Here is a 14291-nt window from a genome sequence, read left to right on the forward strand (position 1 = left end):
GCGAGGCCCATGGTGGTTTATGCGTCTTCCCGCCCGCTCACACCGGCAGAGTCAAAGCTCGCCATTTCATTGAGAAAGCCGGCCGCCGATTGCACCAGCGGCCAGGCCAGCAGCGCGCCCGTGCCTTCGCCGAGGCGCAGGCCCAGGTCCAGCAGCGGTTGGGCTTTCAGGTGCGCCAACAGCAGGCGATGGCCGTGCTCGTCGGAACGGTGGCAAAACACCATGTAGCCCTGCACCGCGGGAGCGAGCGAGCGGGCCACCAGTGCTGCCGCCCCTGCGATGAAGCCGTCGACCAGTACCACGCGGCGCTCGCTGGCGGCCTGGAGCATGGCGCCGGCCATCATGGCGATTTCAAAGCCCCCCAGGGCGGCCAATGCATCCAGGGGCTGCGTTGCGTCGGGGTGACGGGCCAGCGCGCGCGCCAGCACGGCGCGTTTGCGTTGCAGCTGCTGGTCATCCAGGCCGGTGCCGCGCCCCGTGGCGTCGTCGATGCTGATGACGGCAAGACGTGCCAGCAACAGGGCGGCAGGCGAGGTGTTGGCAATGCCCATTTCGCCAAACGCCACCACATTGCCGGGTAGCGCTTGCAGGATGTCCATGCCCGCCGTGAGCGCGGCGAGGGTTTGCAGGTGTGACATTGCAGGCCCGCTGCAGATGTTTTGGGTGCCGTGGGCGATCTTGCGCTGCAGCAGCTGCGGGTGCGCGGGCAAGTCCGCGGCCACGCCGGCATCCACCACGTGCAGGGCAAAGCCGTGCTGGCGCGCGAAGACGTTGATGGCGGCGCCGCCGGCCAGCATGTTGCCGACCATTTGCACCGTAACCGCTTGTGGAAAAGCCGAAACGCCTTCGGCGGCGATGCCGTGGTCGGCCGCGAAGACCACCATTTGGGGAGCTTGCAGCGTGATGTTCTCGCTTTGCTGGATCAGGCCCAGCTGCAGTGCCACACTTTCGAGCAGGCCGAGCGCGCCCAGTGGCTTGGTTTTGTGGTCGATCTTGTGCCGTAGCCTGGCCTCCAGCGTGAGGTCGGCAGTCGGCTCAATCGCGGGCAGGAGAAGGGGCGGAAAGTCGGATGCGTTCATCGGTGATTTGTTTAAGGCAGGCGGGGCAGAAGCACGACAGCGCACTGCCTTCCGGTTGGGGAGTTCGTTCAGAGGGCACGGGCATGATGTGCGGCAGTTGCACGCACCAGCATTCAGCGTCTCCTGCCGCCATGCCGCAGCGCAGGCCGGCGCCGCAGCGGGGGCACACCGAGGTGTCGGCCTGGGCGGGTGTTGGCGGGGGTGCGGCCTGTGGGCTCATGGCGGATGGGCTTGTCGGCTCTACGGTCAGCTTTGCGGTCAGCTCTGCAAGAACAGCCGGTAGACAGGGTTGGCGGTTTCCTCGACGTGAGGGTAGCCCAGCGTGTCCAGAAAATCCTTGAAGGCCTTGTTGTCGGCCTTGGGCACCTGCAGGCCGACCAGGATGCGGCCGTAGTCGGCGCCCTGGTTGCGGTAGTGAAAGAGGCTGATGTTCCAGCCCGGCCGCATGCTGGAGAGGAACTTCATCAGCGCGCCCGGCCGCTCCGGGAAGATGAAGCGCAGCAGGCGCTCGTCTTTGGACAACGCACTGTGCCCGCCCACCATGTGGCGGATGTGTTCCTTGGCGAGCTCGTCGTGCGTAAGGTCCAGTGTCTTGAAGCCGTGGCGCGAGAAGTTCGCGGCGATCTTGCTGCTCTCGCCCTTGGCCGAAGTGGTCAGGCCCACGAAGACATGGGCCTTGGCGTCGTCGTTGATGCGGTAGTTGAACTCGGTCACGCTGCGCGGCCCGCCGGGCAGCTCGCCGATCAGTTCGCAAAAGTGCCGGAAGCTGCCGCGCTCTTCGGGAATCGTCACGGCGAATAGCGCTTCGCGCTCCTCGCCGACCTCGGCCCGCTCGGCAATAAAGCGCAGGCGATCGAAGTTCATATTGGCGCCGGACAAAATCGCGGCGTAGGTTTCACCCCGGGTCTTGTTTTGGGCTACATACTGCTTGATGGCGGCCACAGCCAGCGCGCCGGCAGGCTCGACAATGCTACGGGTATCGACAAATACATCCTTGACAGCGGCGCATACCGCATCGGTATCGACAGTGATGAACTCATCAACCAGCTCGCGGCTGATGCGAAAGGTTTCCTCGCCCACCAGCTTCACTGCCGTGCCGTCCGAAAACAGGCCCACGTCGGTCAGCGTGACGCGTTTTTTCGCCGCCACCGACTGAATCATCGCGTCCGAGTCGTTCATCTGCACGCCGATCACCTTGATCTCGGGACGCACCGCCTTGATGTAGTTGGCCACGCCAGAAATCAGGCTCCCGCCGCCAATCGACACGAACACGGCGTCCAGTCGACGCGAGCCCAGGGTTTGCAGCTGACGCAGGATTTCCATTGCAATCGTGCCCTGGCCGGCAATGACGTCCGGATCGTCGAACGGATGCACGAAAGTCAGGCCCTGCTCTTTTTGCAGCTTCACCGAGTGGGCGTAGGCATCCGAATAGCTGTCACCGTGCAGCACCACTTCGCCGCCCCAGCCTTGAACGCCATCAATCTTGATTTGCGGCGTGGTTGTCGGCATGACGATCACCGCGCGGCTGCCGAGCTTTTGCGCGCTCATGGCTACACCCTGCGCATGGTTGCCGGCCGAGGCGCAAATCACGCCTTTTTTGAGCTGCTCGGGGCTCAGGTGAGCCATCTTGTTGTAGGCGCCGCGCAGCTTGAAGCTGAACACCGGCTGCTGGTCTTCGCGTTTGAGCAGCACGGTGTTTTTCAGGCGCAGGCTCAGGTTTTTCGCGGGCTCCAGATTGGATTCCACCGCCACGTCATAGACCCGTGCCGTCAAGATCTTTTTCAGGTAGTCGGCTGGTTTCAGTGCGGGCCTCGACGTTTTGCCGGAAGATTTCCCGGAAGCTTTGGTGGCTTTGGCAACTTTGGGAGCAGGGCGCGTGGCTTGTTTGGTGTGGGTTGGCATGTTTTTCTCGCAGCCTGACATCATAGTGGGCAAGAAAAAAGGCCCAGACTTTGCAGTCTGGGCCTGTAAATCCACCCTTAGAGGAGGTGGAGGAGACAACCGGTGCAAAAAGACCCTGAGTTGCCGGACAACTGATCTTGATGCGATGATTTCAGTATAGCGGGCCGATGTTGCGCTGCACAATATCTTGTGGCGTAAATTCGACATTTTTCACGGTTTAATCATAAATTTTATGCATGAGGAGAGAGATTCATGGAATGCACGGTGAGTTGGACGGGCCCGACGGCGGTCACAGGATCGCGCTCCGGCATGAGCTTTCTGGCTGAGACCGGCAGCGGCCATACCCTGGTGATGGACGGCGCGCCCGATGCCGACAAACCGGAAAACGGCGGCGCCAACCTGGCACCCCGGCCCATGGAAACCTTGCTGGCCGGCACCGGTGGCTGTACAGCCTACGACGTGGTGCTGATCCTCAAGCGTGGCCGCCAGGATGTTCGGGGCTGCTCGGTCAAATTGAGTGCTGAAAGGGCGCCTGTCGACCCCAAGGTATTCACCAAAATCCACATGCATTTTGTCGTCACAGGGCGTGGCCTGGCCACCAGCGCAGTGGAACGTGCGGTCGCCATGAGCCACGACAAATACTGCTCGGCCACCATCATGCTGGCGAAAACAGCAGAGATCACGACCAGCTTTGAGGTCATAGAGGCTTGAGATGATTTTGGCCGCAAGCCCTTTGTGGTCGGGCGCAAGTAGCTATCAAATTTATAGCTGCTGGACCTGCATCAGCTTGCGCTTCAGCGGAATCTTTCAGATGTAGTGCGCCGTTGTCGTCATGACGCGTGCCGCAGAGCGCATCAGGGCCTTGACCGGCTCGGGCAATTGCAGCGCGCCGGCCTGCTCGGCCTCGCGTGCATGCAGCGCTTCATCGTCTTTCATTTGGGCCACGATGGCGCGCGACTCGTGGTCGCCGGCCGGCAGGCGCTCCAGGTGGCTTGCCAGGTGGGCCTCAACCTGGCGCTCCGTCTCCACGACAAAACCCAGGCTCAGGCGGTCACCGAGCCGGCTGGCGACCAGGCCCAGGCCGAAGGCGCCGGCGTACCAGAGTGGATTGAGGAGGGAAGGCCGGGCGCCGAGTTCGTCGAGCCGGGTTTTTGTCCAGGCGAGATGGTCACCCTCTTCGCGGCTGGCCTGCAGGAAGTGCTCTCGCAGGGCCGGGTCGCGGGTACCCAGGGCCTGCGCGGCGTACAGGGCCTGCGCACAGACCTCACCCACATGGTTGACGCGCATCAGCGCGCCTGAACGCACCTTGTCCTGCGCGGCAAGCTCGGTTTTTTCACCAGGCACGGTGGGACAGGTACGGCTGGCGCGCGGGGCGGCAAAAAGCGTGCGCAGGGCGCCGTCGGCGGCATTGAGCGCGGTATCGAGTGCGGTGGTCATGGTGCTTCGGTTCTTTTGGGACGATTTCTTGAGGCGGGATGGTTCCATGTTATCCCTCGTCCGGTGGAATGGAAACGGCCACAAAAAAGCCCCCATGCGGGGGCTTTTTGAAAAAGGAGGCCGGATCGAGATCCGGACGCAACCTTGATCTTTAGAACGTGTGACGAATACCCAGGGCGATGTTGGTGGAGCCAACGCCTGCAGAAGACGTCACGCCGCCGAGGAAACCGTTGCCACCGGGGGCTGCCTGGCCCGAACCCTTGTTGTCGAAGCGGGTCAGAACGGCATTCAGGTTGGTGCGCTTGGACAGCGCGTAGGTGTAAGTCACGCCGTAGGAGCTGGTGTCGGCATCTGCTGGGCGCTTGTCATCAAGGCGGTTGTACGCCACAACCCATGTGTGTGGGCCGCTGGTCATGCGGTAACCGATGTGCGCCAGGTTGGCGTCCTGCCTGAAGGCATTGTTGTAGGCGGATTGAAAGGCTGCACCTACAAGCGCGCTGCCGCTAGCGGTGGTAACGGTTGCGCCGATGGTGGAGAGACCGCTCGGGTTCTCATCCTTGATCGTGGCGTACTGGCCGTACAGGGTGCCGGGGCCCACGTCGACCGTCGCACCCAGAACATTGTTTTCCAGCGACTTTTGGCCGAGCTCGTTGTTGCGCTGGTTGTGGCCATAACCGACGGAGAATCCGGTGCCTTTATAGATGACCATGCCGCCGAAGAAACGGCTGGCGGAGTTGCCAACGGTTGCGGTAGCCGCTTCACCGGCGCCATACATCAGCGCTGCGGTGAGGCCACCCGTCTGGATGCCGTACTGCAGCGTGTTGCTCAGACGAATGTCGAAAGCCGGCGGGAAGCTGGCAATCTGGCCGGCTGCCAGGCTGGACTGGGTCTGGGAGGCGTCAAAGGTGGCGCCTACCAGGTATCCAGGTGTGTACTGGCGGCCAAATGTGAACGCGCCGACCGGCGTAATCAGGCCCACGAATGCCTGGCGGTCAAACAGCCGGCTGGTTCCGGTGCCAGGCAGGTTCACACCAATCGTGCTTCCGATGGATGCATTCACGGCACTGATCAGCGCGGCCGTCGAGGCCGCCGGAATAGGGAGCGTGCTCAAGCCAAGTCCTGCGGCGGTAGACATGCGATCGGGCATTTGAGTCCCCGAGGCTGCTGAGTTCGACATGGCTCCCGTGTCGACTTCAAAACGGTTCTCAAGCGTAAAAATGGCCTTGTAGCCGCCGCCGATGTCTTCGGTGCCGCGCAGGCCGAAGCGTGAACCTTCCATGATGCCGCTGGCAATGTGGGTGATCGCTCCGCTTCGTAGGCCGGTGACATGGTTGACGCCGCCATCAACAATGCCATACACGGTTACGGTGCTTTGTGCCATGGCGGCGGAAGTGGACAAAAGTCCCATGATCGCAGTTGCAACGAGGGTCAGTTTTTTCATGGAGTCTCCAAGAGTTGTAATTGAGGGAAAACCTTCGCAGTCATTGCCGTAAATGCACACACCGGCTTGACTCGATGGAGCAAAGATTAGTGGGGATGCGGCGGCCCGTAAAGAGAGGCAATACGGGGGGTATCACTTTTGCGACAGGGGAAAACCCGATGTTTTCTTGCCCCGGCTGATGCTGGCGGCAAACCTTGGGAGGTTGCCAGGAAATTGTGTTTCCCCTCTCAAATTCTGATGCTGAAGATCGTTTTAAGCGAGGCTGGAGAACGACGCAGCCATGCGCAACCGGTGGCTAGGGTTTGACCTCTAATCCGGGGCGACTGGCGGGTTGGCGGCAGCAGAGTGACTCGCGTTTACAACGGTTCATGCCGCACTACGCCAGCCTGTCCCCCTTCTTGCTCGATTTTTTTTAGCCATAACGCTTCCTGGAGATAGAAAACGACTTGGGTTTGTGTTTTTCACCAAGGCAGGGCATCTGGGGGCGGGTGCCCTGCTTTGGGGCAGTCTGCCCCGGCTACCTGCAAACTTCCCTCGTACGGCTTCGTTCGGCCGGCGCATCCGTGCGCGCACCTCCAGCGTGCGCAAATGCAATGCGTTGTTAGGGGCCAACAATTCGGGTATGAACGTTGCTAATAGTAGAGATAAGGCTTTGTGTGATTTGTGACTCTTTGGTTAAATTGGCCTAAGGGTAGTCACTGAGCCCTTATAAATGTTTGTTTCGTAGCAGTGTTTGTTTTCCACCTTTTGGAGATTTTCTAATGATGAAGAAAAGCCTAGTTGCTTTGGCCGTGCTGGCCGTTTCCGGCATGGCTTCTGCCCAGTCCACCGTGACCGTTTATGGACTCGTGGACGCTTGGGTTGGTACCGTCAAGGACAACGGCGTCAGCCAGTCCGGCGTGAACGTTGCCCATCCTTTTTCCGGTAGCGGTGGTGGTCTGCAGACCAGCCGTTTCGGCCTGAAGGGTTCTGAGGACCTCGGCGGCGGCCTGAAAGCCAACTTCCTGCTGGAAGCCGGCTTTGACCCCAGCACCGGTGCTGCAAACAACTACACCAATCCCTACACCGGCGCGACCTCCAATGCAATCTTTGGCCGTCAGTCCTGGGTTGGTCTGTCTGGTGGCTTCGGTGAGCTGAAGCTCGGCAAAATGTGGACCCCGTACGACATGGTCAAGGGCTCCGGCGCTGCTGGCTTCGACTCGCTCCTGTTCGCGCCTTCCACCAGCGTGTGGGCCAGCAACAGCTACCAGGATCGTCCAGGCAATTCCGTGTACTACCAGACCCCAGATCTGGCTGGTTTCTCTGCTGCTGCGATGTACAGCTTCGGCGAAAACAAAACCGCTACTGTCAGCGCCGGCAAGATCGCCAGCTTTAACGTTGCTTATGCAAACGGCCCTATCGGTGCTTCCTTGGCCTATCAGACCGAAAAAGCCACTGGTGCCAGCACTGCCATCAAGTACACGCAGTTGAACGGTTCCTATGACTTCGGCGTGGTCAAGCTGCTCGGCGCTTACGGTACTGTGAAGAACGGCACCACCCCTGTGACCGGTTTGGCACAGGACAAAGCGACAGAGTATCAAATTGGCCTTGACTTCCCAGTCAACAGCACGTTCACCCTGTCCGGCGGTTATGCCCGCTCCAAGAGCACCCGCCCAGCTGGTGCTTCCGAGCTGAAGCGTACCGGCTATAGCCTGGCTGGTCTGTATGCGCTCTCCAAGCGTACGAACCTGTACGCTGGTGTTCAGAGCGGCAAGGAAACCGGTGCCGGTGTGACCGATCGCAAGACCAGCACCTACGGTGTTGGCGTTCGCCACACGTTCTAATCCAGGTTGGATCTAAACCCGGGCTTGCCTGGGTTCTCTCAAAAGCCGTTTCAGTGAAACGGCTTTTTTCTTTGGGCCGACTGAAATCAGGCTAAAAACCCGATTCTGGCAAGCAGAAATCCTGGGTTTTCGCTGGCGTTGTTTCTTTTCCACGGGTCACCGCCTATTTGTGGCTTGAGCACAACGGCTTGACTGTTTTTTCGGGCATTCCTTTGCGAATTGAAGCCCAGTCTGGTGCAATAGACCCAACTTCCCGAAACGGGGGTTGGCCCGGGTCTCTGGTGGTGCCATGAAGGCGTAAGTCTGAAATGGTCCCCGTGCCGGAGCCCTATGTTTAACCTTGGAGAAACTCTCAATGAAAAAGACTCTTATCGCCCTGGCTGCACTCGCTGCAACCGCTGGCGTCGCGCATGCCCAATCTTCCGTGACCCTGTACGGCGTTGCTGATGCCTACATCGGCCAAAACGTTACCAAAGTGTCTACCGCTGGTACCGAAACCAAAGTTAGCCAAGGCCAGATCAATGGCAGCGGCTTGAGCAGCTCGCGTTGGGGCCTGCGTGGTAGCGAAGATCTGGGCGGCGGTTTGGCTGCAGTGTTCACGCTGGAAAGCGGTTTTGACATTTCCACTGGCGCTCTGGCCAACAACGGCGGCAGCGCTAACTCTACCGCTTCGATCCTGTTTGGTCGCGTTGCAACTGTTGGCCTGAAAGGCTCCTTCGGCGAAGTTCGTCTGGGTCGTCAGTACACCGCTTATGACTCGCTCCGCGGTGCAACCAACAATACCTATGACTCCAACACCTTTGCCCAGACCGGCACCGTGTGGGGCACCGGCATTCAAGACTACAGTAACCGTACCAACAACTCTGTTCGTTACGACTCGCCTGATTTCGGCGGCTTCAGCGGCTCGGTGGTTTATGGTTTTGGCGAAGACAAGACGGCTACCGCTTCTGCTTCCAACAGCTCCAGCATCCAGCTGAAGTACGCTAACGGCCCTCTGCTGGTCGGTTACGCATATCAGCGTGAAAAAGAAGCCATTGGTTCCACCATGTTCTCCGGCGCTACCGGTGGACCTGCTGTTGGCGCAACGCCTGGCATTGCGGTTGCTGACTCGCGCAAGTACAACCTGCTCGGCGCAACCTACGACTTCGGCGTTGTCAAGCTGGTGGGTAGCTACAACACCGCCAAGAACAACACGCTCAAAGACAAAGAGTACCAAATCGGCCTGAGCGCTCCCTTCGGTGCAGCAACCGTGGCCATTGGCTACGAGCGCGCCAAGAGCGAAGGCGGCGGTTCTACCAACAAGGGTAAGGGCTACAGCCTGCTCGGTACGTACGATCTGTCCAAGCGCACGACCCTGTACGCTGGCTACATCAACACCAAGGTTGAGTCTGGCGTGAATGCCGCTACCACCAGCAAGCGTTCGCTGCTGGCCACTGGTGTTCGCCACACGTTCTAATCTGAAGCTGGCTTAAGCCAGTTTTTGATGAGAATCTAAAAGCCGTCTCGGGGTAACCCGGGGCGGCTTTTTTCGTGAAAAAACGTACGAACTGCCGCTTGATGTTGTGAGTCGTTGGAATTTGTGAAACTTTTTCGCATCTGCCGCGTTAGATACCAAGGTCTTGATATTTAGACAAGACGCAACTGACCAGGTTCATTGCTGTTCCCCCACGTTCAATGCCACTGACACATCACCGTTTCTTCGTTCGCACGTTGCGCTTGCTGGCTGCCGGCTACCTGTTTCTTGCCGCTGGCTGCGCGGGGTTCGGGACTTCCGCCCCTATAGCCAGCACGAATGTCGACTGGACTTCTGCATCGTCTACAAGCACTGATGCAGATACCGTTAAGTGGCAGCACTGCACTTTCCCGGGCAAGAAGTCGACACGTTACCGTGCCATTCGCCTGGACGGGCGCAATGCCGTTCTTGGTGAATCCGACAGCGCCGCCAGCATGCTGCGGCAGAACCTGCGTGTAGAGTCTGCAGAACTTGGAACCCTGGGCTTTTCCTGGAAGGTACCGAAGATGATTGTGGGTGCGGACATGACGCAACGCGACAGCGATGATTCACCCGTGCGTGTGGTCCTGGCCTTTGAAGGTGACAGGTCGAAGTTTTCGGCCAAGAACGCCATGCTTTCAGAGCTTGCATTGGCACTGACAGGCGAGCCGCTACCATACGCGACGCTCATGTATGTCTGGGGCTCTCACAGCGCGCCAGAAAGCGTGATCATCAATACACGGACCGACCGAATCCGCAAAGTGGTGATCGAATCCGGTCCCGGCCGCCTTGATCGCTGGCTCGACTACCAGCGCGACATTCGTGCCGACTACCAAAAGGCCTTCGGCGAGCCGCCCGGCGCTTTGGTCGGTGTCGCCATCATGACTGACAGCGACAACACGCGCCAAATCACCAAGGCCTGGTATGGCCCCGTCAGCCTCAAAAACAAAACCGCAAGCATCGTGGCCACGCCGGCACTGGCCCCGGAATTGCTGCAGGTTTCACAAACCCCTGGATTTGCACCGCTGTCCCTTCAGGACTAGTATTTAACCTGCTGAACTCGGGACTCCACTGACATGCGCGCTCCGGCAAACCTTCCAAGTGCTTCATCCATTCAGCCCGCCGCAGCGGGAGATATTGCAAACCCCGACCGCCCCTCGCCGCTTCGCGCCTCCGGCCGGGCCTTTGCGCAAATAGCGCAGTACCACCCCGAACTGACCGCCTTCCGGCGCGACCTGCATGCCCACCCGGAACTCGGGTTTGAAGAGGTTTACACCTCCAGCCGGGTAGTGCATGCGCTCAAGTTATGTGGCGTAGACGAGGTGCACACCGGTGTCGGTAAAACAGGTGTTGTGGCTGTCATCAGAGGTCAGCAGCCAGTCAAGGCTTCCGGTCAACCTGGTTTTAAGCCCATGATCGGATTGCGCGCTGACATGGACGCGCTTCCCATGACAGAGCACAACGAGTTTGGCTGGAAGTCCGCCAAGGCCGGGTTGATGCACGGTTGCGGGCATGACGGGCATACCACCATGCTGGTAGGCGCCGCCCGTTACCTCGCAGAGACCCGCAATTTTGCCGGCGATGCGGTGCTGGTTTTCCAGCCCGCGGAAGAAGGCCGTGGCGGGGCCGATGCGATGATCAAGGACGGCTTGTTCGAGCGTTTTCCCGTGCAGGCCATTTACGCCATGCACAACTGGCCCGCGATGCAGCCTGGCACCATCGGGATCAATCCCGGCCCCATGATGGCCGCGGCCGACCGCATCACCATCGAGATTACCGGCAAGGGTGGCCACGGGGCACACGCCTATCTCACGGTCGATCCGGTGCTGGTGGCCGCTCACATCATCACAGCGGTGCAAGGCATCGTCTCGCGCAACGTCAAGGCCATGGACAACGCCGTGATCAGCATTTGCGCCGTCCAGGCAGGCGACCTGGGCGCGATGAGTGTGGTGCCTGGCAATGCCACACTGGTCGGCACGGTACGCACCTTCAAACCGGAAGTGCAGGACCTGGTCGAGCGGCGCCTCAAGGAGTTGTGTGCCGCCGTGGCACAGGGCTTTGGCGCCACGGCCACCGTCAAGTACGAACGGATCTACCCGGCCACCATCAACTCACCGGTCGAATACGAGCTGGCCACCAGCGTCGCCGAACAGCTCGTGGGTGCAGAGAACGTTGTGCGCAACCTTGAGCCCAGCATGGGCTCCGAAGACTTTTCCTTCATGCTCAGGGTCAAGCCGGGTGCCTACTTGCGCCTGGGCCAGGGCGAGCAGTTGCCCGATGGCAAAGGCGGAACCGTGGGCGGCGTGGGCAGCCGCTTTTTGCACAACAGCTGCTATGACTTCAATGACAGCGTGCTGCCGCTGGGCTCGGCGCTGTTTGCAGGAATTGTCGAACGCTCGCTGCCGCTGCGCTGATTTGCTATTAATTTAATAGCTGCTTGCGCACACCCCTTATGGGCTGCGGGCAAATTCTTCTTGATACTCCAAGGGGCCGCTATCACAGGCGGAACGACGCAGGCCACGTCTGCGCCTCACCTGTCTGTGCCCGTCTCAGGCATAACGCTTGTTACGCAGGTTGTTTTTCATTTCCTTAAGCAACGGTTGCAGCTTGCTGCCGATGCGCAGTGCCACACAGGTTGCCAGGATGTCGATGATCATCAGATGCATCAGGCGCGACACCATGGGGCTGTAGCGGTCGTAGCCCTCGGGGTGATCGGCTGCCAGGTGGATGTTGCCGGCTGCGGCCAACGGCGAACCGGTGACGGTGATGACGATCGTGGTCGCGCCGTTCTTGCGGGCGATGTCGCAGGCGTCCATCAAATCGCGCGTGCGGCCAGAGTTGGAAATCACCACCACGCAATCGCCCGGCCCCAGCAGCGAGGCGCTCATCACCTGCATGTGGCCGTCGCTGTAGGCGATGCTGGTGATGCCCAGGCGGAAAAACTTGTGCTGCGCATCCTGCGCCACGATGCCCGAGTTGCCCACGCCGAAGAACTCAATCCGCTTGCCGGTGTTGTACGTGGCCAGCAACGCGTCGGCGGCCCGCTCAACGGCCACGGAACTCGCATCGTTGCGGTATTTCAAAAACGCCGCTACCGTGTTGTCGATCACCTTGACCATCACGTCGCCGGTCTTGTCGTCCGCGTCCACACTGCGGTGGATGAAAGGTACGCCCTCACTCACGCTGCCCGCCAGCTTGAGCTTGAAGTCCGACAGCCCGTCATAGCCCATGCTGCGGCAAAACCGCACCACTGTCGGCTTGCTCACATGCGAGCGGCTCGCCAGCTCCGTGATCGGCAAATTGGCAAATGCCCGCGGGTCGGCCAGCACCAACCGGCCCACGCGTTGCTCGGCGGGTGCAAGAGAGGGAAGGGACGCCTTGATTCGGTCGAGCATTGGCTATGTCTCCAGTGGCGCGTGGCGTTTGCTCCAACCAGCATGAGCCGCGGAACCGGCTTTGCCGGGCCGCAGGCGGGCGGCCCCCTCGGGGGGCAGGGAACACACGAAGTGAGTGACCGTGGGGGCTAACATTCCTCTGACCAGCAATAGCCGTCTCTGGCAATCATCGCGCTCGCAGCGCTAGGCCCCCAGGTGCCGGCGGCATAAGGCCGTGGCGCACTCGCCTGGTTGCTCCAGCTGTCCATGATGGGTTCGACCCAGCGCCAGGCTTCTTCCTGCTCGTCGCTGCGCACGAAAAGATTCAAGCGCCCGTCGATCACATCCAGCAGCAACCGTTCATAAGCGCCCACGCGCTCGGAGCCGAAGCGTTTGTCGAAATCCAGGTCCAGCTGCACCGGCGCCAGTGAAGGCGTGCCGCGGCCCCCCGTGCGCTGGTCGGCACCCTGCGCAAGCAGGTGCAGCTCCAGGCCGTCCTTGGGTTGCAGGTTGATCACCAGCCGGTTGGCCACATTGGAGCCGGCCAGCGCCGACTTGAAAATCGCGTGCGGCGCGGGGCGAAAGTTCACCTCGATGTGCGCGTCCCGGCCAGCCAGACGCTTGCCGGTGCGGATGTAAAACGGTACACCGGCCCAGCGCCAGTTGGCGATCTCGGTGCGCAGGGCCACAAAGGTTTCGGTCCTGCTGTCAGGGGGCACGCCTTTTTCGTCGCGGTAGCCGGGCACGGCCTCGCCGTCGATGTTGCCGGCCGCGTATTGGCCGCGCACCACATGCTGGCTCAGTGTTTCAGGCGTCCAGGCTTTCAGCGATCGCAGTACCTTGAGCTTTTCGTCACGGATGGCATCGGCGTGCGAGTTGATGGGTGGCTCCATGCCGATGGCACACAGCAGCTGCAGCGCATGGTTTTGCACCATGTCGCGCAGCGCGCCGGTGCTGTCGTAAAACGCACCACGCTTTTCCACGCCCAGGTCTTCGGCGATGGTGATCTGGATGTTGGCAATGGTTTCGCGGCGCCACAGCGGTTCAAACAGCGAATTGCCAAAGCGCAGCGCAAACAGGTTTTGCACCGAGGGCTTGCCCAGGTAGTGGTCGATGCGAAAGATCTGCTGCTCGCTCAAAACACTGCGTACCGTCTTGTTGATGGCGCGGTTGGAGGCCAGGTCGTGGCCCAGCGGCTTTTCGAGCACCACGCGCGTCTGCGGGCCGTTCAGGCCCGCGGCGGCGATCTGCTCGCAGACCGTGGTGAAGAGGCTGGGCGCGGTGGCCACGTACATCACCACCACGTCGGCGGGCCGCTGCTGCAGTTTCGCAGCCAGTGCGGCATAGTCGGCCGGGTTGGACAAGTCCATGCGCAGGTAGCCCAACATCGCCGCGAAGCGCGAGAACTCCTCTTCGCTCGGCCGCTTGGCCAGCTCGACATTGTCAAACCGGGACTTGATCAGCGCGCGGTACTGGTCGTCCGACAAATCGTCGCGTGCCACGCCCACAATGCGCCCGCCCTCTGGTAATGAGCCGTGGCGGAAGGCCTGGAACAGGGCCGGCATGATCTTGCGCCACACCAGGTCGCCGGTGCCGCCAAACAGGATGAGGTCAAAACTCATGGTAAAAAATTGTCTTGGTAATAAAGTTTCATATTCTATGGGCATAATGGTAACTCGACATCGAACCCGTGAAATGCCTGCACCCAGGCACCGCGCGGTGTTTCATCCGGACCACTCCGCG

General features: G+C 60.5%; 12 protein-coding genes. 5 read left to right on the top strand and 7 right to left on the bottom strand.

The features are described 5' to 3' along the window. Nucleotides 1–17: 17 nt before the first annotated feature. Genes cobT through ilvA form a run of 3 tightly spaced genes read right to left on the bottom strand, consistent with a single transcriptional unit; the run spans nt 18 to nt 2981 of the window. Nucleotides 18–1079 (bottom strand): nicotinate-nucleotide--dimethylbenzimidazole phosphoribosyltransferase, encoded by a 1062-nt coding sequence (gene cobT / locus AC1DVV_RS18665; RefSeq protein WP_477689930.1) that lies wholly within the window; start codon nt 1077–1079, stop codon nt 18–20. Continuing rightward, nucleotides 1036–1299: a cysteine-rich CWC family protein gene (locus AC1DVV_RS18670; RefSeq protein ID WP_457282591.1), complete on the bottom strand. Its 264-nt coding sequence runs from the start codon at nt 1297–1299 to the stop codon at nt 1036–1038. Before AC1DVV_RS18670 ends, cobT begins: the two co-directional genes overlap by 44 nt. Nucleotides 1300–1337: 38 nt before the next feature. Further along, entirely contained in the window at nt 1338–2981 is a 1644-nt protein-coding gene (ilvA, locus tag AC1DVV_RS18675; protein ID WP_477667370.1) for a threonine ammonia-lyase, biosynthetic, read from the bottom strand. A gap of 252 nt (nt 2982–3233) precedes the next feature. On the opposite strand from ilvA, the gene AC1DVV_RS18680 reads away from it, so the two are divergent. Further along, complete coding sequence (locus AC1DVV_RS18680) at nt 3234–3692, top strand: OsmC family protein (protein ID WP_457282593.1); 459 nt, start codon at nt 3234–3236, stop codon at nt 3690–3692. 96 nt (nt 3693–3788) lie between these two features. On the opposite strand, the gene coq7 is transcribed toward AC1DVV_RS18680, so the two are convergent. Together coq7 and AC1DVV_RS18690 are read right to left on the bottom strand one after the other, a co-directional pair. Next, nucleotides 3789–4418, bottom strand: a complete 630-nt coding sequence (gene coq7, locus AC1DVV_RS18685) for a 2-polyprenyl-3-methyl-6-methoxy-1,4-benzoquinone monooxygenase (RefSeq protein WP_457282594.1) — start codon at nt 4416–4418, stop codon at nt 3789–3791. Between the two features lie 151 nt (nt 4419–4569). Then, entirely contained in the window at nt 4570–5859 is a 1290-nt protein-coding gene (locus tag AC1DVV_RS18690) for a porin (protein WP_477707232.1), read from the bottom strand. Nucleotides 5860–6620: 761 nt separating this feature from the next. On the opposite strand from AC1DVV_RS18690, the gene AC1DVV_RS18695 reads away from it, so the two are divergent. The 4 genes from AC1DVV_RS18695 (at nt 6621) to AC1DVV_RS18710 (ending at nt 11588) form a co-directional block, all read left to right on the top strand. After that, nucleotides 6621–7682, top strand: a complete 1062-nt coding sequence (locus AC1DVV_RS18695) for a porin (RefSeq protein WP_477707233.1) — start codon at nt 6621–6623, stop codon at nt 7680–7682. A 355-nt stretch (nt 7683–8037) separates the two neighbouring features. Then, nucleotides 8038–9138 (top strand): porin, encoded by a 1101-nt coding sequence (locus AC1DVV_RS18700; protein WP_477667368.1) that lies wholly within the window; start codon nt 8038–8040, stop codon nt 9136–9138. A 218-nt stretch (nt 9139–9356) separates the two neighbouring features. After that, nucleotides 9357–10217 carry a DUF3047 domain-containing protein gene (locus tag AC1DVV_RS18705; protein WP_457282598.1) on the top strand — a complete coding sequence of 287 codons (861 nt, stop codon included), beginning with the start codon at nt 9357–9359 and terminating at the stop codon, nt 10215–10217. 33 nt (nt 10218–10250) lie between these two features. Continuing rightward, nucleotides 10251–11588: a M20 aminoacylase family protein gene (locus AC1DVV_RS18710; RefSeq protein ID WP_457282599.1), complete on the top strand. Its 1338-nt coding sequence runs from the start codon at nt 10251–10253 to the stop codon at nt 11586–11588. Between the two features lie 135 nt (nt 11589–11723). Here the strand turns inward: AC1DVV_RS18710 and AC1DVV_RS18715 are convergent, their stop codons facing one another. Then, nucleotides 11724–12569, bottom strand: a complete 846-nt coding sequence (locus tag AC1DVV_RS18715) for a MurR/RpiR family transcriptional regulator (protein WP_457282600.1) — start codon at nt 12567–12569, stop codon at nt 11724–11726. A gap of 128 nt (nt 12570–12697) precedes the next feature. Continuing rightward, complete coding sequence (zwf, locus tag AC1DVV_RS18720; RefSeq protein ID WP_457282601.1) at nt 12698–14170, bottom strand: glucose-6-phosphate dehydrogenase; 1473 nt, start codon at nt 14168–14170, stop codon at nt 12698–12700. Nucleotides 14171–14291 lie beyond the last annotated feature (121 nt).

This window comes from Polaromonas sp. P3_B4 (assembly GCF_056402835.1).